The 20,654-nt window shown below is 34.0% G+C and carries 13 protein-coding genes and 3 pseudogenes; 3 read left to right on the plus strand and 13 right to left on the minus strand.

Features of this window, described 5'->3' with window-relative positions:
• Positions 1-58: 58 nt before the first annotated feature.
• The 4 genes and pseudogenes from ORL93_RS26555 to ORL93_RS26570 form a co-directional block, all read right to left on the minus strand.
• Positions 59-220, minus strand: a pseudogene (locus ORL93_RS26555) (lysozyme family protein); the annotation flags it as partial.
• 108 nt (positions 221-328) lie between these two features.
• Positions 329-2,110 carry a group II intron reverse transcriptase/maturase gene (gene ltrA / locus ORL93_RS26560; RefSeq protein WP_265959897.1) on the minus strand — a complete coding sequence of 594 codons (1,782 nt, stop codon included), beginning with the start codon at positions 2,108-2,110 and terminating at the stop codon, positions 329-331.
• Positions 2,111-2,898: 788 nt separating this feature from the next.
• Positions 2,899-3,381: pseudogene (locus tag ORL93_RS26565) on the minus strand (lysozyme family protein); the annotation flags it as partial.
• Positions 3,382-3,384: 3 nt separating this feature from the next.
• Positions 3,385-3,876: pseudogene (locus ORL93_RS26570) on the minus strand (VirB4 family type IV secretion system protein); the annotation flags it as partial.
• A 10-nt stretch (positions 3,877-3,886) separates the two neighbouring features.
• On the opposite strand from ORL93_RS26570, the gene ORL93_RS26575 reads away from it, so the two are divergent.
• Positions 3,887-4,882, plus strand: coding sequence for a Replicase RepFR55 (locus ORL93_RS26575; RefSeq protein WP_265959899.1), 996 nt, complete (start codon positions 3,887-3,889; stop codon positions 4,880-4,882).
• 549 nt (positions 4,883-5,431) lie between these two features.
• Here the strand turns inward: ORL93_RS26575 and ORL93_RS26580 are convergent.
• Both ORL93_RS26580 and ORL93_RS26585 read right to left on the minus strand, forming a co-directional pair.
• The gene (locus ORL93_RS26580) at positions 5,432-5,872 is read right to left on the minus strand and encodes a hypothetical protein (RefSeq protein ID WP_098149372.1); all 441 of its coding nucleotides are present in this window, start codon (positions 5,870-5,872) and stop codon (positions 5,432-5,434) included.
• Between the two features lie 112 nt (positions 5,873-5,984).
• On the minus strand, positions 5,985-6,140 hold the full coding sequence (locus ORL93_RS26585; RefSeq protein WP_265959903.1) for a deoxyuridine 5'-triphosphate nucleotidohydrolase: 156 nt from the start codon (positions 6,138-6,140) through the stop codon (positions 5,985-5,987).
• A gap of 2,168 nt (positions 6,141-8,308) precedes the next feature.
• On the opposite strand from ORL93_RS26585, the gene ORL93_RS26590 reads away from it, so the two are divergent.
• On the plus strand, positions 8,309-9,028 hold the full coding sequence (locus tag ORL93_RS26590; protein WP_265959905.1) for a MerR family transcriptional regulator: 720 nt from the start codon (positions 8,309-8,311) through the stop codon (positions 9,026-9,028).
• Between the two features lie 32 nt (positions 9,029-9,060).
• On the opposite strand, the gene ORL93_RS26595 is transcribed toward ORL93_RS26590, so the two are convergent.
• The 3 genes from ORL93_RS26595 to ORL93_RS26605 all read right to left on the minus strand — a co-directional run bounded on the left by ORL93_RS26595 (position 9,061) and on the right by ORL93_RS26605 (position 11,747).
• Complete coding sequence (locus tag ORL93_RS26595; RefSeq protein WP_098136453.1) at positions 9,061-10,515, minus strand: FtsZ/tubulin family protein; 1,455 nt, start codon at positions 10,513-10,515, stop codon at positions 9,061-9,063.
• A gap of 18 nt (positions 10,516-10,533) precedes the next feature.
• Positions 10,534-10,950 (minus strand): hypothetical protein, encoded by a 417-nt coding sequence (locus tag ORL93_RS26600; protein ID WP_006097440.1) that lies wholly within the window; start codon positions 10,948-10,950, stop codon positions 10,534-10,536.
• A 530-nt stretch (positions 10,951-11,480) separates the two neighbouring features.
• Positions 11,481-11,747 (minus strand): hypothetical protein, encoded by a 267-nt coding sequence (locus ORL93_RS26605; protein WP_309534156.1) that lies wholly within the window; start codon positions 11,745-11,747, stop codon positions 11,481-11,483.
• A gap of 303 nt (positions 11,748-12,050) precedes the next feature.
• Between ORL93_RS26605 and tnpB the strand changes: the two genes are divergently transcribed.
• Positions 12,051-13,178 carry an IS200/IS605 family element RNA-guided endonuclease TnpB gene (gene tnpB, locus ORL93_RS26610; protein ID WP_265959908.1) on the plus strand — a complete coding sequence of 376 codons (1,128 nt, stop codon included), beginning with the start codon at positions 12,051-12,053 and terminating at the stop codon, positions 13,176-13,178.
• A gap of 168 nt (positions 13,179-13,346) precedes the next feature.
• Here the strand turns inward: tnpB and ORL93_RS26615 are convergent, their stop codons facing one another.
• The 4 genes from ORL93_RS26615 to ORL93_RS26630 all read right to left on the minus strand — a co-directional run bounded on the left by ORL93_RS26615 (position 13,347) and on the right by ORL93_RS26630 (position 20,162).
• On the minus strand, positions 13,347-14,027 hold the full coding sequence (locus ORL93_RS26615; protein WP_265959909.1) for a DUF1266 domain-containing protein: 681 nt from the start codon (positions 14,025-14,027) through the stop codon (positions 13,347-13,349).
• A gap of 12 nt (positions 14,028-14,039) precedes the next feature.
• Positions 14,040-15,338, minus strand: a complete 1,299-nt coding sequence (locus ORL93_RS26620; RefSeq protein ID WP_265959910.1) for a J domain-containing protein — start codon at positions 15,336-15,338, stop codon at positions 14,040-14,042.
• Positions 15,335-17,038 carry a molecular chaperone HscC gene (locus tag ORL93_RS26625; protein WP_265959911.1) on the minus strand — a complete coding sequence of 568 codons (1,704 nt, stop codon included), beginning with the start codon at positions 17,036-17,038 and terminating at the stop codon, positions 15,335-15,337. The genes ORL93_RS26620 and ORL93_RS26625 overlap by 4 nt, the downstream gene beginning before the upstream one ends.
• Positions 17,039-18,461: 1,423 nt before the next feature.
• Positions 18,462-20,162, minus strand: coding sequence for a hypothetical protein (locus ORL93_RS26630; RefSeq protein WP_265959912.1), 1,701 nt, complete (start codon positions 20,160-20,162; stop codon positions 18,462-18,464).
• Positions 20,163-20,654 lie beyond the last annotated feature (492 nt).

A 20,654-nucleotide genomic window follows, 5' to 3' on the forward strand; every position in this document is an offset into this window, starting at 1 on the left:
GGAAGACCTAATGGTTTGCAATCACCATGTTCTCTTGCTCCCTCTACGGGCGCACGGCGTCGCCATAACATGCCCCATAGGGTATCATCTCTGGTCTTACACAACGATACATACCCGTATGTTTTACCTTCTGATATGTTTCTGCGGAGAACTGAATTGCTAATTCTTTTGTGTATTTCCCCCCGTTTTTTGCAATAAAATCAAAGAATCCTGTTCCAAATAGTGATAGGTAAGGATTTGAAGTTATCTTCACCTTTTCCCCCACTTCACACCGTACGTGAGAGTTTCCCCTCATACGGCGTTCCATCTGATTCAATTGACCTAACTTTTATATTAAAGAGAAGATAGGTGCTCGATTCGCAAGTATTCTTAGCTTATCGAACATTTGCTTCTTTTCTTCTTCTATTTCATAGTTGGCTAAGATGGATTTTGCCTTCTCTGAATCATCATGATGAATTGCGACATGTATATCTTCTAGCACAATTATCAGGTTTTCATAGTCGTCTTTCCCGCCAAATTCCAACGGAATTTTATGGTGGCAGTGCCAACCAATTAGACCCAATTCCTGTTTAGTAATTGCACATCTTCCATACTGTGCTACAAATTTTGAAATACGATTGTCGTTATATTCTACGGTTCGATGATTCATATAAAATCGTTGCACATGTCTAAGTGTTTCTTTATCAATAGCTTTCAAGGTATCGTGAATTTCCGCCCTACCTTCTTCGGTATAATTTGAAATAGATTGGGTAAAATTCCTTGCTGATTTATGCTTTTGTGCGTGAATCGGGATTAGTACAATATGTTGAATTTTATAGAGTTTCGGATTATAGTTCCGATACCTTTTTCTCAAAGCGGATGAAATATCGTGCTTAGTGGCTCTTTTCCAATCTCGCCTCAGTCGGTTATAGAGTGTTCTTATGAGATGGCAACTCATTTGATCTAAATCTTTATTAATATGGGTTGCAGCCGCATAATAATTTTGTATGCCCATCACAACTGTGTTGTAATGCCATACTGCCTCTGGCGTCTGCTTTTTACTTATTTTCTTGATGGCTTCCTTCAATTTTCCGTAGGCATTTTCTCTGGCTTTTTGACACATCCTGCTATGAGCAACATGCCGATTTCTCTTTTTCCGTGCCTTAATAGTGAATCCCAAGAAGTCACTAGACTTCTTCTGTAAGTTGACAATTTGGGATTTCTCAGTGCTAATTTCAAGCTGTAGCCGCGTTTTGAGAAAATCTTTTGTCGCTTCAAACATCTTAAGAGCCGTTGAGTAGTTACGACATAATATTTTGAAATCATCTGCATATCTAATGAGAAAGCATTCCTTCAAATTACTTTTCTTTAATGCTCTATACTTATCTTGTCTCGCCACATATGGATGTTTAGTCTCTATGGTCTCCCATTGGTCACTAATCCACCAATCTAACTCGTTTAAAACCACGTTAGAAAGAAGAGGACTTAAAATGCCTCCTTGCGGAGTCCCCTTATTCGGGAAACCTTCATTAATGATCTCTGCTTTTAACAAACTTGAAATGATAGAAAGTAATTTTTTATCTCTTATACCCATGTTCCATAGCTGTTTCATGAGCTTTCCGTGATTTACATTGTCAAAGAATCCTTTGATATCTATGTCCACACAGTAGTGAAAACCTCTTCCTTGACTGTTCACCAAAGATTTCACTCTTGCTAATGCATGATGTGTACTTCGGTTTGGACGGAACCCATAACTATGAGCATGAAACTTTGCTTCACATATAGGTTCAAGGATTTGTAAGATACACTGTTGAAACAGTCTATCCCATATTGTTGGTATTCCAAGAGGTCTCTTTTTACCATTAGGTTTCGGTATAAAAACTCGCCTAACCGCTTGTGGTTTGTACCAAGAGAACATTGATTTAACCTGTTCTATCACTTCAGCTGTTAAAAGCAATTTTATGTCGTTGATGGTCATCCCATCGACTCCAGCTGTTACACTCCCCATATTTCTTTTAATGTTTCGATATGCCAATTTGATATTTTCATCCATCGTCATAAGCTCTATTAGCTTATAAAAGTTGTCTCCATTTCGACTTTGCTGATATAAACCGTCCAGAACGGACTGCATATCATAGTATTCAGCGTGTCTAAGCTTCGCAGTTTTCTTTATAAGTCGGTGCTCCTTTCAGAGTTAACCTTTTTTAGTCTCACAAGAACCTTATAATTCGACTGATTTGCCTCATAAAATGGTTGGTCAATCTTCTTCAGACTAATGGCCATCCCTTCATGATGTTTCCATCATTTCATAGGTACTGTGCCATCACTCTCACCACCATAAATAAAGGTTATATGTGCGCTAATCTCACAAACATTTTCCCCTTAAACACTTCACCAAAGATAAGTTCTCCATGTTGGTGGCTTTCCACGTTCCACTACTTCTATCTGTTCATGACACTTTTAGGGCTCTCCTTTAAGCCTGTTGACTGGATGCCGCCTGTAACGACATATGGGTTTTCATAACAACTATTCTTACTTACCCACACCAACGCCACGCCCGTGGCACACACATTTCTATGTGTTAAGCGTTCTAGACCCGTACATTCGGAGATTCGTCAGATTCTGCCTACCGATGGTTTTTGTGAATCCATTCTACCCATGAGTGTTTTGTAGACTCCCGACCTATAGGCTACATCATCCACCTCTGGACAACTTTCGTAGTACTTCCGTACTTTACGGTAGCTCTCGGCCGACTTTACCGAGCTTCACACACTTACAGTTCTTATCCACTGCATCATGCATGTCGGAGTATCAGAGGAAGCCCTTCCAGGCGTTACCCTTTCATTTGACTTCTCGAAATAGTAGTTCTCCTGATTTCATATCAGTGCTTAACCTTTTCAGTTAAGAACGTGTCACACAGTTGTAGGCCTGCAAAGCGGTTTTTATGTGATCCATATCACCTGGTCCCGTGACTCCCGCTCGCTCAATTGCATGCTTAAATTCCTGAACACCTGCCCAAATACTATAGTCTGGATCTGTGATACAATTTGGTGCTTTACAATACTTTGTGTTGTAAGCTCCTTCTGAGCTTTGCATAGGATCCAGTCCACGTCCGCCACTCTCCTGCATCATTTGAGCCAACATTAATGGAACAAACGCTTCTACACCAAATTCCTGCGCATACTTCCGAATGGTAGGTTCCCATTTCAACACTTCAGCCGAAACATTTGCTGTCCCCATACCACCTTGCGGGTATGTAATATCCCCTTGTTTTTTATTCCCTTCCATTCCACCGATTAGTGTCATGGTAGCTCCTATAAGAAAGGTTCAAAGGAGAAAAAGTAGACTCAGAGCAATCACAACGATCCACTTTTTCGGAATCATCTTCAGTACAAGATGCATGAATTACGCCCCTCCTCCAAATACCGCTAACTCTTCTTCTGTCACATCGACTTTAAATAAAATATTCTTTACGGCACTGATACATAAGAGCACATCTCCTGTTGGTAAAAACGGTATTTCATTCAGTTCACTTGTACTGATTTGCCCCGCAAACACTCGTCGTAACATGTCTAGATTGTTGCTGTCTTGTTGCATAATAAATTTGTACTGCGTAAGCTCAAAGAGTGTCTTAATTTTTTCTACTGCTGCTACACTTGCATCCTCTGGCACAAAGTCTCGGATAGAATGACTTGCAAATACAATCCCTGCAAAATATTTACGTGCTTCTCGGCTAAACTTAATCGTGAAATCCACCGCATGTTGACTACGTTCACTCGTATTTATTAAATGATGTGCTTCATCCATGATAATAAGAAAACGCATTACGTCTTCAAATTTTAATTCCTTTCTATCAAACGCTTTCCACTGCGGTTTTCCGTTTTCTAGCATCTCATCCGTTTTTTCTGTGTTATTGCACAACTTTTTGCTCAGTCGAGCAAAAACCGAATTAAGTCCCCGAATCAAACACTTATCCCAAACACCCGGGGCTATTAATCAAGCAATCAAGAAAGTTACTACTTATATTGATAATATTGTCCTAGAATATGAGGGTGTTACTACAAAAGATTATCTTACCAAACGAAAATATGAAGCATTAGAAACTGTTTTATCCTATTTGGTACAAGAAGGGTATTCTCAAGTAAAGCAAGATCATATCAGCAAAAAATCAGGTATTTCAAAACCAATTATTAACTACATATTTAATTGGTTACAGGACTTGGGAGTATGCCAACAAATCAAAGTACGAAGACATGGTAAAATTGCCCCTTCAATTTACATTTTAGCTCTACATAACAATTACTTAAAAATCATTGAATATTTCAAGGTGAAATGGGCTGTAGCAATTGATGTATGTTCTACTTTCACTAAATTTTTAAAGAAAAAGCTCTTTAAAAAAGCTGTTGAATCCAAGCATGAGAAAAAGAATATTTTATCTAATGGCATAGATATTTTAAATTTTGAAGAACTAGAAAAACCAAATAATACTGCACAAAACACTACTGATAGATCACAAGATTTAAATGATTATTTAAGTAAAGATCAGAAAAAAGCATATCGCTATATAACAAGTCAACCAGTAACATATTTAACAGAACAGGATGCTTATACTATAGCCTTAAGAATGTCGAAAAAAATTGACCGTTATCAAAGATGGGATTTTGAAAAATGCGTTGAATGGTTTGAATATAATCAAGCTGAAATAAGTAATCCCGCTCATTTTATGAAAATGTTCGCTGAAAAATCTAAGCAAAGAAAAGAGCGTAACGATTACATAGCAAAAGAAGCCTTAACTAATATGGAACACGAACAAAAATACGAAAGCAAACTTCCAATTATAGACTGGCTTAATAGCAAGAAAATGGATTCCGTTTTACAAAAAATGGGCGTTCTAAAGTCCTAATAAAAAAACATCTAAAACTTAGCCTTGCTCAAAAAAAATTAATTAGCAAGGCTATTTGTCGTATATTCTTATAATCCCCAAGCAACTTATCCTTCTTCGATACAAAGAAATTCAAAACACCTCTCAGCTCCTATAATTATTTCTCATCTTCTAGACTATTCAGCTATGAAATTTACACTTATGTAAAACTGAAAATTCACTTATTTACTTACAGATTAACCTTGAAATTTACTAAGATAAAATCTTGAATCGCTTGGTATAGTTAGCCTAACATCCCTAAAATAGATTCTAATGTTTATAATAGTTTTATTTTTTAAACAAGATTTAATAAATATAGTATTCTATCCCAAAAGGGCAACAACATAGGTATTTTCTTTATTTAGTGGTATGGTTTTGATAATATTCATAAAACTATATGTGTAATGATAATAATATCATTTAATTTTGCTCCTAAAAATGCAGCAACCACCTACCGATTAATTCGATAGGTGGTTTTAAAGTTGTTTAATTTTCGGATAGCCAATAATTAACAATCGCCCCCTTTAATATTCAATCCCAAACATTAAAAATTATTTCACCGATATTTTCTGGTCGCCAATATTTAGCATCTTTTAATTCTTCTTCTGTTAAGTCGTGTTCCTTAGGTATAAAAGGCTTTTCTAAATAAACTTTCGATAACACTTGATAGTACGCTTCAAACTCACTTTCTAATATGGGCATATCAATAAAACTAAAAATAATTTCTCCTTCTACATTTTTATCCGCAAAAGCTAAGAAAGGATAAAACTCATGTAATAAAATAATAAATTTCTTATTGTCTATTATCACTTTCACTTCAAAAAATTTTTTTGGATAGTGTGGTTGTATCCATTCTACTATTTCACATTTACATCTCCTCAATACATCATAAAATATTCTCTTTGTTTCATTTTCATTATGGGAATTTAAATGTATTGCTTTCAACCCTGTAATATATGGCGGTAATTTCACTCCCAAAACCTCCTTCCCTTAAATTAACTAACCGGATATCGAAACATTATTCCTTATCTCCAATATCAATTGTATCTTCTTTGTATTGTGGGATTCCGCATCTGTATTCTCATCACCATCCGTTATCTAAGTATGCTTGTTTCGGGATTAAGTGTTCACTTTTGTATTGATCCGTCCATTTAGTTCTTCTCACTTCTACAAAGTACGCTGTTTCTACTGGCACTATAAAGTCTTGCGCGATGCGTGTTCCTCTCTCAATTACATCCACCTTAAGTATGTAAATTATAAGTTTAAATACTGAGTTTATTTATTGAAAACAAACCATAATAATCATTATGTAAACAAGCTACATTTTTCTTTCAATCTCTAATACACAAAATTCTTCAACTACTCGATTATATTTACACATACGATTGGAGAAAATAAATATTAATAGCTTACAAATATCTGTTTTCCAAGAAACCTTCACTTCAAAAAAACACAAAGGGGTTAAGTGAGAAATAATTCACAAAATATCGATGTCTTGTAAACAAATTCACTGATTACAGCACGATAATTAGCATTAACATATCAACAGACATTAACATGTTAACGAAAACAAAGATAAAAATGTTAATTTCATATCAACAATAACTTAATTATTAAACTAATATTGATTTAAAGTTAATGAATATATTAATAGAAGGATATTTTCTAAACTCTTAATAAATCACAGGCCATTAGCACTGATCGAAAAAAAACTATAAAACGAATATCCCCTTGTAAAGTATATATAGTTGTAAAAAAGAAAACACCTTCACAGATACTCTATAAATAACCTCTGGTAGATTACTGCTATTCGTTTAAATAAACTATAAAACGTACAAATCATTATCAAATACTGTTTTGAATCACTTTAAATTTTAATGAAGACTCAAGAATCAACTATATATAATTTCCACAGAACGAAAAACATCGATATTTATACATTTATAATCGATATAACATTAACAACTAAAGAGGCTTTCATCACTACAGTTAATGTCTTGTTAATATCAGTTCTATTACATATCAATTTCACATTTCATGTTAATGTCATTCTCTCTAATGAACCTAAATTATATATACAAAAGTAAAATTCAATCCACCGGCTGAATAATATTTAGTACTCAAGTGCGTAAAAATGCTTACCATACACAAATATACTATTTATGAAATTTTACATCTAACTTATCAATGAAGGATTCTAAAAGCACCGGATCGATTCTTTTTACTGTGATAAGACATAATTAAAGATTAATATCACCAATATTAGCAGCGTAGCAATTCGTATCCAGCTTAATGTTATTACAAAGTTTTAATATCATCCATATTTTATGTATAAATCTCTATTTTTCTTTTTATAAATACTGTACAGATTGTTTTGTTAATCTCATAGTAATCTTAAGTTGTTTTACTAATACATAATTAACTCACTATCATCGATGTGCATGTAGTTTTAGTTGATATAACATTAACAACGATAATATATTTTGTTTTTATAGTAATGTCTTGTCGATATACTCTTCATTACATGTTAATTTCATTTTTCATGTTAATGTCTGTTTTCAAGGTGTTTGAGATACTAGATTGCCCAAGCATCTAACATATCAACCTCAATCTCTCTAATTTGCTTAAATCATCCTATAAACAACAGTTAAGTTCGCGCTATAAGCTAAACATTATCCATATTCAATGAGCATAATATTTTGTGCGCTTTATATAAGCTTACTAGTGGTAAATTAGATATATTGAACCAACTAAATTCTATATCATGACAAAATACTCTTGCAGTTTTATATAAAATAAACAATGAAATCAATACTAATCATAACAGGGAACATACTATTCATATCACTTCTATAAGAATAACAGGGCTAGAGAAACATTAACTCTATTTAAAAGATTAAAGGATCAATAATTTACTAGTATTATTTAGCTACTAGCATCATCACATTAGTAGTATTGCCTTTTTGTATCTTTTTATACATTGAAATTGGAATTTAATAACCTACTTTTCTCATTTTCCACAGAACGCAGTCAATATATCCTCATAATTTGTTTACAAAACACTTATATTTCCTTATCATTAATAATAAGCAATTTAATATGTTAATCTCATGGCAACTATAAGCCGCATTTCTAGCGCAAAATATACTTATTATCATTAATATAACATTGATATTTATATGTTTTTAGTTAACAAAACATTGACGTTCTAAACAAATTGTAGATTTATAGTCAATGTTTTGTTAATACACTCTTGGTTATATGTTAATCTCACATTTCATGCAAATACCTACTAACTTAGGTATTTGCATTGATATCATCGAAATAACTATTAACATGTTAATTTCAGTCCACATGTTAATTTTAATTCAAGTGTGTATTTGATGATTTTTTCAAGGAGGTAGGACAATGATTGATCAAAAAAGCGATGATGATATATTAAACGATAATGTTTTTGAAAAGGCATGGAGGATAACAGAATTCTCTAAATTAGTCGGACGTCACCATAACACAGTGTATAATTGGTTCAATATTTTAGAAGAAAAAGGGCTACATGAAACTTTAAGAACCCATAACACAAACGAAAAGCTCTATAATACTTTAGATCTTGAAATCGCTCTTTTTATAAAACAAAAAAGAGATGAGAAGTGGTCTTTAGATGCTATTATTGAACTTTTACCACATCAATTTGATTTAAGACCAGTACCACTAGAGAATCAAGCAAATGAAGTATCTACCCAATTAAACCTTCAAGCAACTGCAGAAATCATTGAAAAAATGGTAAATAAGCAAATAGAAGAAAAAATAAAAAATATTGAATCTCAGTATGAAGAGAAGATAGAAAATATATTAAAACAGCTACCACAACCTGAAGATGCAGAAGCTTTAAAGATACGTCAACGTCAAGAAAGACTAGATAATTTCATTATTGAACATAGAGCACGCCAGGAATTAAGAAAGCAAGCAGAAGGCCTCTGGAATAGCAAACCTGATGAGGAACGTATTAAAAAGGTAGGATGGTTTAAAAAAGAAGAAGATTTAGCTAAAAAGCAACTCTTCATTGAGCAGTACATACATGATAATATCATTAATTATATGAAATCTCTCATGAATACGACGGTGGAATAAGAAAAAGTCTGGAGCGAGCTCCAGACTTTTTCTTATTTTGTAGTACCAAACATCTTATCTGGATCTAAAAAGTCCGCTAATTCAGCATCTTCATTGGCTTCAGCTTCTGTATTTTCTTCGTCACTACCCATATCGATAAAATCACCAAAGGCAAAACCTAAGTCCTCATCCTCATCTATACTTTCTATCGTACTAATTTGAGACTTTTTGTACTGAATTTGACTTTGCTTCTCTTTAAATTCATTAAACTCTTCAACTAATCCCTTAGATAATCTTGATGGTAATGCATCAGTTTTATAAAACGTATATACACTTCCCAAGAAATCATTCTTACTTACTAAATATCCATTAAAAACAGTACCGTTTATAGGTAAATTATTTGAGACTTCTACTTTAGCATCATCCATGAAGGAATCATCAATGTTTTTTTGTTCATCTAGGATAGCAAGCATACCAAAATGATGCACTTTTGATGCTTCAACAGAACCATCGTTATTCTTTTTCATTAAATCAATTGGATGATGGAAAGAGCTTCCTCTTAATGATTCTTTAAACATTTCTACAATTGCATGGCTATTTTCAATCTGGTTCATATTACGTGAAACCTTATTAATTACTAAACAACCTGTTTTCTCAAGTAAAATACGTTTAAAGTCTTGAGAATCAAGTATTACAGATGTTCCTGATCCATTTGCAGCTGTATTTAATTCATGAATAATTTCACTAATGCGTTGATTTGCATAATCACGTGAATTAGCAATACCTTTTTTCTCATTTTCATTTAGCTCTTTAAATTCATCATAAAAGTGTTGATTATCAGCAAATACTACAAATGCTACACCTTTTGATTTATCATTAGCTAATTTCCAAATCTCCTGAGAAAATTTATTAACTTGTCTTAGTACATCCGGTCCATCTGCTCTTACTGGAAGTGTTACAACAATCCCCATTTTAATAAAATCTTTACGCTCAATAGCATTTTCAAAAGCGATTCTCGCAAATTTTGCTTGATCTGCTTTTATCTCTGCCATAGGGTATTGTTGTGCAACTTTTTGTAATTCTTGTCTAATTACAGGCTTGTTATGAAAAGCGGAAAACTCTTCAATCGCCTTAATGATTGTAGAAGTTCCTGTTCCTCCACCTAAGCCTGCAAAGAATAACACAAGTTCATCAGATGGTCTTACACGTTCCGTGATAAAATCTTTTAATTTTTCTTTTGCCTCATCATTTGATTCAAGTACCTTTACTGCACGCTCAGGATTTTTACCTAAACCACCTAATTTAAGTGAAACTTGGTTGCTTTTTGGTACATTTTTTAGTTCTGCTAGATCTCCATCATTACTGTTTAATGCTAAGCAGTTATATACTGATGTTCCATCTGTATGTTTATATTCAGCAAATTTATCTACCATTCTAGTACCAGCCTGACCAAAACCAACCATCGTCATCTTAACTGCTACTTCATTCTTCAAGAAATTTTTCGCCATTATTTTATCTCTCCTTATTTACTTATTTACTTTTTTTCTTTTCCCTAACTCAATAAGTACTTGTTGTCCTCTATAAGTTGAGATTAAAAATTTATACGGGTGCATAGACTTTTCATAGATTAAAGACATTGATGATAGTGTACTAACACTTATTTCAGCCGAACGTCTTGATATATTTGTGCGTTCAACCTCTAATGAATAAGATTTGCCTTTTGTTTTCTTTACTCTCCTATCTATGACTACATTTTCTACTATTTCATTAATTGATATGCCCCTCATGTATTTGGTTTCTTGAAATTGTTTATTAACGATGTTTCCTATGTATAGAAATACACTATATAGTATCTCATCTTGTTCAAGAATATCTGCGAACATGTTCACTACTTCATCTGTAAATTTTATCGTTTGATACTTCTCGCTTAAAACCTCGTTCAAGTTGTCCCCCCCTTAAACCATTGGTTAATTATTCCTAGAAACATAGTACATCATTATAAGGCGTATATCAAGTCATTATATATAAAACTTATATATAGAACCTATAAATTCCATTATTAGAAAACCCTTTATTTCACAAGCTTTCATTTATACAGCGTATATATACAGTGTATATATACTATATTAATCTTATATTTCATGTGATTCACATTCTAAGCTCTTAATAGAATAGATTTCACTATCATTACTATATTAAGCCCCAAAAACAGCACAATACGTTAACATGAAACTCACATATTAAATAACACATTTTATTATACGCTGTATATATACATTTTATTTATACAACGTATAATAAAACCTTAATATAAAAGGAGTTTAACCTTTAACATATCAATTTTATATCAATATTAATATAATAAGGAGTTTATATAGGACTTACATATAAAGCTTATATATAAAGCTTATATAAACTCCTTATTATTGATAACAAAAAATGCAATGCTGTAATAGCATTACATTAATAATACTTATACTGCTAAATCACTTTCATTTAATACCTGAAACAGCTTATCCTGAGTATCTTTTTTGTTCATTTGTTTGGTTCTATATGATTCATTTCTTGTTAGGGGAGAAGTTGTCAATGTCATGTTATATTGATGCATCTCTTCATTTAACTCTGTTGTTGGTTCCCAAAGTTGCACATACAGCAAGAAAAAATGTGTTTCTTTTGAATCTAATTCATTATCTGTTTCAGTCATTTCTAGAAATTTAGTTGTGAATGTTGTTAATTTCATATCTACAAAATCATTCTTGCTTACCAATAACTTACTCAATAACTTCTGTGAACTACCCGCTACTTAACGTTCCTTACGGACTGTTTGAAGTGGGGGCTTCTTGAGAACTAGATACTCTTATTAGCTATCTATCTTTACCAAGCTAGGTCTTTTTTTATTTATCTTTTTCCGACAGAAGGCTCCTTCCTCAAAAATGGGAAGGTGTGAAACACCAATTTTAGGTGGGAGATGAATGGCGGTAGGCGTAAGCCTACGTTTTTTAGTATACTGTAGGCATCATACAAAAAAAGTGAGGTGCAACCCATGTTAGTAAATAAAGCATATAAATTTCGTATCTATCCAAATAAAGAACAAGAAATATTAATTGCTAAAACCATTGGGTGCAGTCGCTTTGTATTTAACCATTTTCTTGCTCTTTGGAATAATACCTATAAAGAAACAAGAAAAGGATTAACCTATCCTTCTTGCTCTGCCGAGCTCACCCAATTAAAGAAAAAACAGGATACGATTTGGTTAAAAGAAGTCGATAGTATTGCCCTTCAATCCACATTGAAAAACCTCGCAGATGCTTTTTCACGTTTTTTCAAGAAACAGAATGATATCCCACGATTTAAGTCTAAAAATAATAAAGTTCAATCCTACACAACCAAGCAAACAAACGGAAATATTGCAATTGTAGGTAACAAAATGAAATTACCGAAACTTGGCCTTGTCCGCTTTGCCAAAAGTCGTGAAGTAGAAGGGCGTATTTTAAATGCAACGATTCGAAGCAACCCAAGTGGTAGATATTTTGTATCTGTCCTTGTCGAAACAAACGTACAAGAAATGTCTAAAACTGAATCCACTTGTGGAATTGATGTTGGATTAAAAGATTTTTCCATTCTTTCTGATGGTACAACATACAAGAACCCTAAATTCTTCCGTATATTAGAAGAAAAGTTAGTGAGAGCACAGCGTATCCTTTCCAGAAGAACGAGAGGTTCTTCGAACTGGAATAAACAACGCGTGAAAGTTGCACGAATCCATGAACATATTGCAAATGCAAGAGCTGATTACTTACATAAACTCTCTACTGAAATCATCAAAAACCACGATGTCATCGGTATGGAAGACTTACAAGTCAGTAACATGCTCAAAAATGGAAAGCTTGCAAAAGCGATTAGTGAAGTATCTTGGTCACAATTTCGAGCTATGTTGGAATATAAAGCGAAATGGTATGGTAAACAAGTTGTCGTGGTATCTAAAACATTTGCTTCTAGTCAACTATGTTCCAATTGTAGATTCAAAAACAAAGACGTTAATAATCTAACAATTCGTGTGTGGGATTGTCCTTCTTGCGGCACACATCACGATCGAGATCAAAATGCAGCACTCAATCTGAGAAATGAGGCAATTCGTCTCTTAACCGTAGGAACTACGGGGATAGCCTAATCCATTAGAGTTCAATAGAACTCTGTACTTAGGAATCTTCCACTTCAAACAGTCCGCAAGGACGTTAAGTGGTGAGTAGTTCAGCAAATACCTTATATGTAAATAAAATCCCAGGAAATCATAGTTCCTAGGATTTTTTATCAATTTGGTTAAGAAGCATAGCATGATTTAACTTAAATCTTTAAGTAGATTATTTTCCCATGGAACAACACTCAATAGAGTTTTTTTATAATCAAACAAGTACGATACGTAATTAATATTATACTTATCTTTATTTATGAATTCTGTATCATTTGCGTTAAAGTGGCTGCCGATACGAAAGGCGTTAAAATACTCGTGCCAGTCTGAATAAGAATGTTGTGAAAGTCGTGCAGCCTGTATCATAAAGTTCTTTGCTTCCTGTTTTGATAAATAACCGAGTCTTCTACCGATCCGACATAAACAGATACACCATGCATAATCAAACGCTGCAATTCCTGAATCCGTCAAAATATGTAATCCGTAATTAGCAATATAAAGTTTTTCATGGTCAGGATGGTCTTTCGATAATTGTTTTCGCGCTGCCTCGGAAAGAGGAGTCAATTGATGGCGTATACGATTAAATTCATGCCGTGTCCCTTCTTCTAAAAACCAAATGATTTTCTCTTTTAACTCCGTCGAATTTTCGATTTGCCATGTCCATAACACGTTCTTCAAAAAACGTTTCCCAATAAAGCGGTCTCTGATAAGGGTAAATTCATATCGGGTAAAATAGTTTGTAAGGTAAACGCAATTCAAACAAACGGAAGACAGGCAGCGGAAATATAGTTCGAGTTGTTTCTCTCGTTTTCTTTTATATAAAACAGGCATTCTGTCTCCTCCTTATGCGAATGTTTTAAGCCTAACGAATTTCCATGCTTCCCAAATAAGTGGGAGTAGGAGAAGTAATGCATATTTAGATGGTAATGGGGTTAAAACAATAAGAATCATAAAGAGCAAATAAACCCAGGTGCGGCTAATAAATAGAAATAAAAAGTATAGCGCATAGCGGATAATAAACTTCATATTTATTTCTTGTTTCTGTCTCTTCTCTGGAATTTCAGTGTGAATTCGAATACAGTATGAACGAAATTCGAAGCGTTCCACATAACGCTTTACCACATCCAACGCCCTAGTGGCTACAGTTTCTATATCACCTGATTCGAACGAATGCTTCACTATTAAGAATTGTGCGTCCATATGCTCCGGCTCAATCGACAGTAAATGCTCACAGTCCTTGATAGCATCTGCAAACTGCCCGCGGTCATAGTAAATCTGGGCCCGATAAAGTAAACCATCTAGGTCATCCGGGTAAATGGCAAGTATGTCATTGAATGATTGTAACGCACGTTCTTTATTTTCTACGCGCAAATAATAAATGCCCTGCATGCGTAAAAGTTCCGGATCTTCTTGATAAAGCTCGTATGCAAAATCGAGTGCACTTTTTGCTGCTTCTAAGTTATTATTCATAAGTGTGAGCTGGATTTCTTCACGTAAATGAAAATACGCTTCAAAATCTAAATCATCACTTTTCTTGAAAACATCATAACGCATTTCTTTCTCGCCGCTAATTCTCTCTAGCAAAAACTGTACTGTTTCTTCACTATATTCAAATTTCAACTCCTCTCTTTGTTCACTAAAGCGAAATACATTGTCGAGAAGTTCCCAAATCGAGCAGGGGAAATGGTAATGATATTGTAAAAATTCTATTAATCTATCTTGAATCACTGCCGCATGTTCTACGTCCCATATCACATCGGAACTTAATAAGTCTTCCCAATTTTTCGGTTCGATTCGTGCAAAGAAATCGTTATACAGCGTCTCGATTTTTTCCGTAAATGCGTAAACGGGATGTTCTGAAACGAGAGTGGCGGCAAGTTCAGCGTCACCATCCATCCATGTAGGAGATACAGGGTGGATATAGGAATTCTCTTCGTTTTCATCCGTTTTTTCTAGTTGAAAGGGAGGTGCAGTCTTCATTTGTTTTGCGCTTTTTATCGCTTTATCAAATGCTTCTCTCAGCCGCTGATATCCTTCAGGATCGTCTTCGGGATGATAAATCTTTAGAAGTTTTGCATAAGCCTTTTTAATAGCTGCAACATTATCGGTAGGCTCAATTTCTAACGTTTCCCAAATGCTCATGAATGACTGATCCACCTTTCAATATTCTCTAAATGCTCTTTTAATATATGAGCGGCTTCTTTCACTTTTTTATCATTTTGCGTTGTGAGCGCATTTTCAAATTGCTGTAACAAGATCGCGACTTTTTTGCGTTCGTCACCGAGTAACTCTTCATAGAGCCGTTCGCCTTTTACGAGCAGCAATCGGTTTTCGGACCGGTCTCGTGGATGAATTTTAATTTCTTTCAATTCTAGTAGTCTAGCTTCAATTTCTTTTTCTGTAAGATTTCCGGCGTTTTGTTGGATAATTGCTCTTTTTTTCTCTCCAGTCGTTGTACTTATTACCTCGACTTCGAGAATGCCATTTATGTCATATGTATAACGAATGTCAATCGCCTCTTGTCCAGCAGGAGCAGGAGGGACTTTAATTTTAAGTTCGCCAAGTTTTAAGTTATTTTTAACCAAGCGGTTTTCTCCTTGATAAACATCGACAAGTATGGAGTGTTGTCTATCATTGACAGTATAAAGTCGTTCCACTCGACTTACAGGAATCGGTGTATTTCGTTCAATAATCGGGAAGAAGTATCCGGATCCTTGTTGTCCATTTCCTAATGCTTGAACAACACTAGTTCCTAACGTATATGGACAAACATCCGTTAAGATAACTTCTTCTAGTGCTTTGTTTCGTTCTTTTAAAGCAACTTGAATCGCAGCACCTAAAGCAACCGTTTCATCAGGATTAATATTCGCATGAGGCATGCGTCCGAACATTTTAGAAATGACGGATTTGATAAGCGGCATCCTTGTCGCCCCGCCAATTAGAATGACAGCATCTAAATCCTTAGGGTTTAGCGACGCATCGCGAAGTGCGCGTTCAATCGGATAGCGAAGCCGTAAGAGAAGCGGGGTTACTAATTTTTCAAATTCACTTCTGTTAATGCGAGTTTCATACGTCTCATTATGAATAACGACTTTCATAATCGCGGCAGGCTCATTACATAATGTAAGTTTGCAACGTTCTGCTTGTGCATAAATTAAAGATAGCGTTTTTGAGTCAAGGGAATCGGAATCGAACTGGTGTGACTCTAAAAAAAAGGACATGAGACTGTTTGTGAAGTCTTCACCTCCAAGATAATTATCGCCGGCGATCGATTTAACATCCATCACTCCTTCAAATAATTCCAAAATGGACACGTCAAATGTTCCGCCGCCTAAATCAAATACAAGAAATTTTGTCTCTGCCGCTTCCTGATACAGTCCGTAAGCGATAGCAGCTGCCGTTGGCTCACTAATGAGACGTTCAACTTTTAATCCAGCAATTTCAGCAGCTCGTTTTGTCGCTTTGCGCTGAGCATCGTTGAAATAAGCAGGTACGCTAATGACAGCACCAGTAACCGCTTCGTTTAAATAAGCTTCTGCATCTTGTTTTAAAGATTGAATGATAAAAGATGAAAGTTCTTCTGAAGAAAATGTATACATACCTAACTCGTATTTTTTCTCTGTTCCTATAAATCGCTTAAACGTTGATGCTGTAACGTGCGGATGGGTAATCAGCCGTTCTTTGGCAATGCGTCCGACTAAAACTTCACCGCTCTCGTCAACGCTGATGACAGATGGTGTAAGATATTCGCCAAGTGCATTTGGGATAAGGGCTGCACCATGATCCGTCCAATAGGCTACTAAACTATTCGTTGTTCCTAGGTCAATTCCAATCGTTGCCATAATAATCTCCTCCCGTTTTTATTCCATCATACTATATATTATTATATATAGTATGAGAAAAAATGGAATCGTAGGGTTTTATTTCTTGAAGGAAAGGGGGAGAAACAGATAGTTTAGTAGTGTTGAGTTTGTTATAAGTGAAGAGGTATAATTTCATCAGAATGTTTTTACAAACATGGGGAAATTTTATGTAAAGGGTGGTAAAGAGGTCAGATGATAATTGGAATTATATGTTTGATTTTAGGAATAGCGTTAATTTGGATGAGTGGAGGGGGACTTTTATTATTGGTGCCTGGCATTCTGTTTACAGTGGCGGGTGGTGTTATATGTGTGATTTTTAGACGGTTAGAAAAAGAGAGAAGAAGATTAAGGAAGAATGGTTAGAAGTTACATATTGTATAGTTTGTACTTACATAATTAGGAGGAAGCATCAAGTCTAAAACATCTCTTATATTTTATAAATTATAAAAAAGAACCCTAAACTTCTCGTTTTAGGGTTCTAATTATGAAAGAATCGTTATTCTATATGACTAGTTAACAAATAGACAATATATCTATTCATTGTGCTATTTAAATCTAACATTTCCCTGTTAAGTTATTAATTCTAATATTTTTTTAAGTTATGCATATATTTATATGAGGTATAACTTATCCCAAGTAACAAACTAATTCTGTAATAAAATCTAATATAAATATATATCTTATATATATTTAAAATATAAAGATAAAACTTTTATAGGACAAGTAAATAGGAGGTTTCTCTTACTGTCACAAGGATTCTGAAGATGCTATAGCGTAAAAAATCAAAAATAGTAGTATTTAACAACGGAAAAGTAGGCATAATATTGATATAAAAACTACAAATAATCATAAACAAAAACATATATTTCTACATAAAAAATGAAACAAATTAATGCATTATTAAACATATTTATTCATTCGCTTAATTCAGTATTAATCCACTGTATTTCCACAATTTTATTTTATTTACCCACAAAATGTTCACATTAGGTGCTAAATAATTAACATAATCCGAATTTATCACAGTACTCACACAAATATTGATGATTTTTGATAGATAAGTTACTAGAATACCTTTATATCAGTGATTATTGTATTATGTTATTCACATTTGACTATATTTATCTACTTATACACAAAACTTTAATTTTTTCTTGCGATTATTTGTAGGTATTTGAATGCATTAAGGCAGCTCATAACGTGTTTATATGAAATTATGTGTGGAAATTTAGTCAGTTACAGTGCAGTTGTTGTATAGGATTGCATAAAAAAAGACTCTATTATTAATAGAATCGACGAAAGTTGATTGTTATTAGGAATCAGTGCAAGGCTTTCAAATAATGGAACAAACACGAATAGCCCTCTACTTTTAATTTTTTCAAAAATAGAGAGCGGAGTATTTTTAATTGGTTTCTATTACTTCAAGTACTTGTTCAGCTGTTGTTACTTGAATACCAGTGCGTATTAACATTTCAAAGGCACGCATAAATGTAATCAAATTGAAGTCATCCGGTACTTCAATAACACGAAGCTTTTCTTTAGGTAATCTATCTATCTTTTCAATGAACAATTCGCGAACATCACTAGGAATAAAGCGTTCTTTATGTCCTCTTGCTTTTAAAAGCTCACGTATTTCAATTTCTAAAGCCATATAAGCATTTAGATTTGTACCTTGTTCATAGGCGTACTTTCTAAACAACGTTTCTTCTTGATACTTTAGATAGTTGCGGTGATACGATTCCTCTGTAACAGGTACAGCAAATTTGTATTTTAGTAATTCATACGTTTTACGGAACAACTTTTTGATGTTTCGAAGTGAGTACATAGAGAAATGCAATCCGAAATCAAATACAGCTTGTTCTTTTTGCTCTTTAGGTACATGTTGTGTAATAAGAGGATAGATACCTTCCTTAGCCGCCGTATCAAGAATTTGATATTGTGACGTTTGGTTTAATAGTTTCTTCAGTGTATATACTAACTTACTTGGATATTCCTCATTACGATCTATCATGTCACGCAAGCTATAAATTACACTACGAATTTGTCGGTGGCATGTATATTTAAGTACATGAATAAATTTATTCATGTCTTTTGTAAATTCACCAATATTCATATCTTGTAGCACAGATTCAATAAAACGAGCTTTACGAGCATAAGTAACCTTTGGCGTGAATGGATCACGATACTGTACTTCTCCTGCTTCTTTTGTACATAAGAAATCCGTATGTAAGGAGAGATATAAAGTCGTATATCTTTTTTTATTATTAACCCCTTTTTGTAATTTGCAAATTTTGAATAGGGGAGTTCCTGTACATGGTAGTGCAGTTGTTAATTCTGTCATGACGGCACGGAGTTGATGCGGGTATTTCTTATGTAAAAAGCGGTACATTCCACCAAAATGAGTTTTATTTCCTCTTTCATCCTGTTTGTCCAAGGAACGTTTTAGTGTAGTTTCTCTGTGCTGTTGCATAGCAATGTCCAAGAATAATTTCTTAGCTGCAATTGACAGCCCAAAGAAAGCCTTTGTAAATACCACTGGGCTAATATAAACATAAGGGTTTGCCTTTTCAGTTTCTTCATTCATAAAATGAGTTAGCTTAATGGTATAGCGGCCATCTAATTCCTTTTCAATCGTGACAATGTTATGTAGACTTAGTTTTTTTAACGCAATGTAGAATTGAGAATGCTGTATGTAAGCAAACTCTTCTTTATATTGCTTGTAATCTTCCCACATCATATGTACTGTTACATTTGGAATAACCCCATTTGTGTAACATTTCTTGTGTAGGTATAAGAAGACTTCTAAATCTGCGTTTGTAATACCATATAATTTATGTTTTCGTCCCATAGTTTCAGAAACAGCAGACAGGGTACGACGTGAAAAAGATGGTTTCGCCTGTTCTACAAAGCCATCTACATCTGCAACACGTTCTTCATATGTCATTTGATCCAGTAGATCTTCAAGGTATGTATCTTTATAGCTGTAGTATTTCTCCTCGAAAGTTTCAACAAGTTTTTGCCAAGACTTCAGTGTTACTAATACTGCATTTGTAGATTGTCCATTTAGACCACGTTGGTTATGAATAATAAATGATTTTCCCATCTTTTTCACCTCCTACCTGTAAACTCAGAAATATATGCCAGGATACTATAAAATATACCAATTTTGATTATAACAAATCGAAAATTGCTGAAAGGTGCTCCTTTAAGGGGAATTTTGAGAATATGAAACACGACATAAAACCAGTTGTGACAAGGGATACAGGATTTTCTTTATTTTTTTTTGTGTCAAGGATATGGCAAAAACCGTTTCATGTTTTAGATGTGTCAAATTATTAGTGAAACAGTAGAAAAACGTTGATATATAAGGGATAAATGAAGATGTTTCATGTTTTTACGTCAAGGATATGGCAAAAGTGTTTCATGTTCATATATGAGTCATTTATTATGGGGATATCCATTGAATGTAGTGGTATGAAGGGTTATAAGAAAATTGAAAAGGATATAAGGTCAAGGATATGGCAAAAACCGTTTCATGTTTTAAAATTTACAAGGTCAAGGATATGGCAAAAGTGTTTCATGTTTTATATGTAGG

The organism is Bacillus sp. DHT2, from assembly GCF_026241455.1.
GTDB lineage: Bacteria > Bacillota > Bacilli > Bacillales > Bacillaceae_G > Bacillus_A > Bacillus_A pseudomycoides.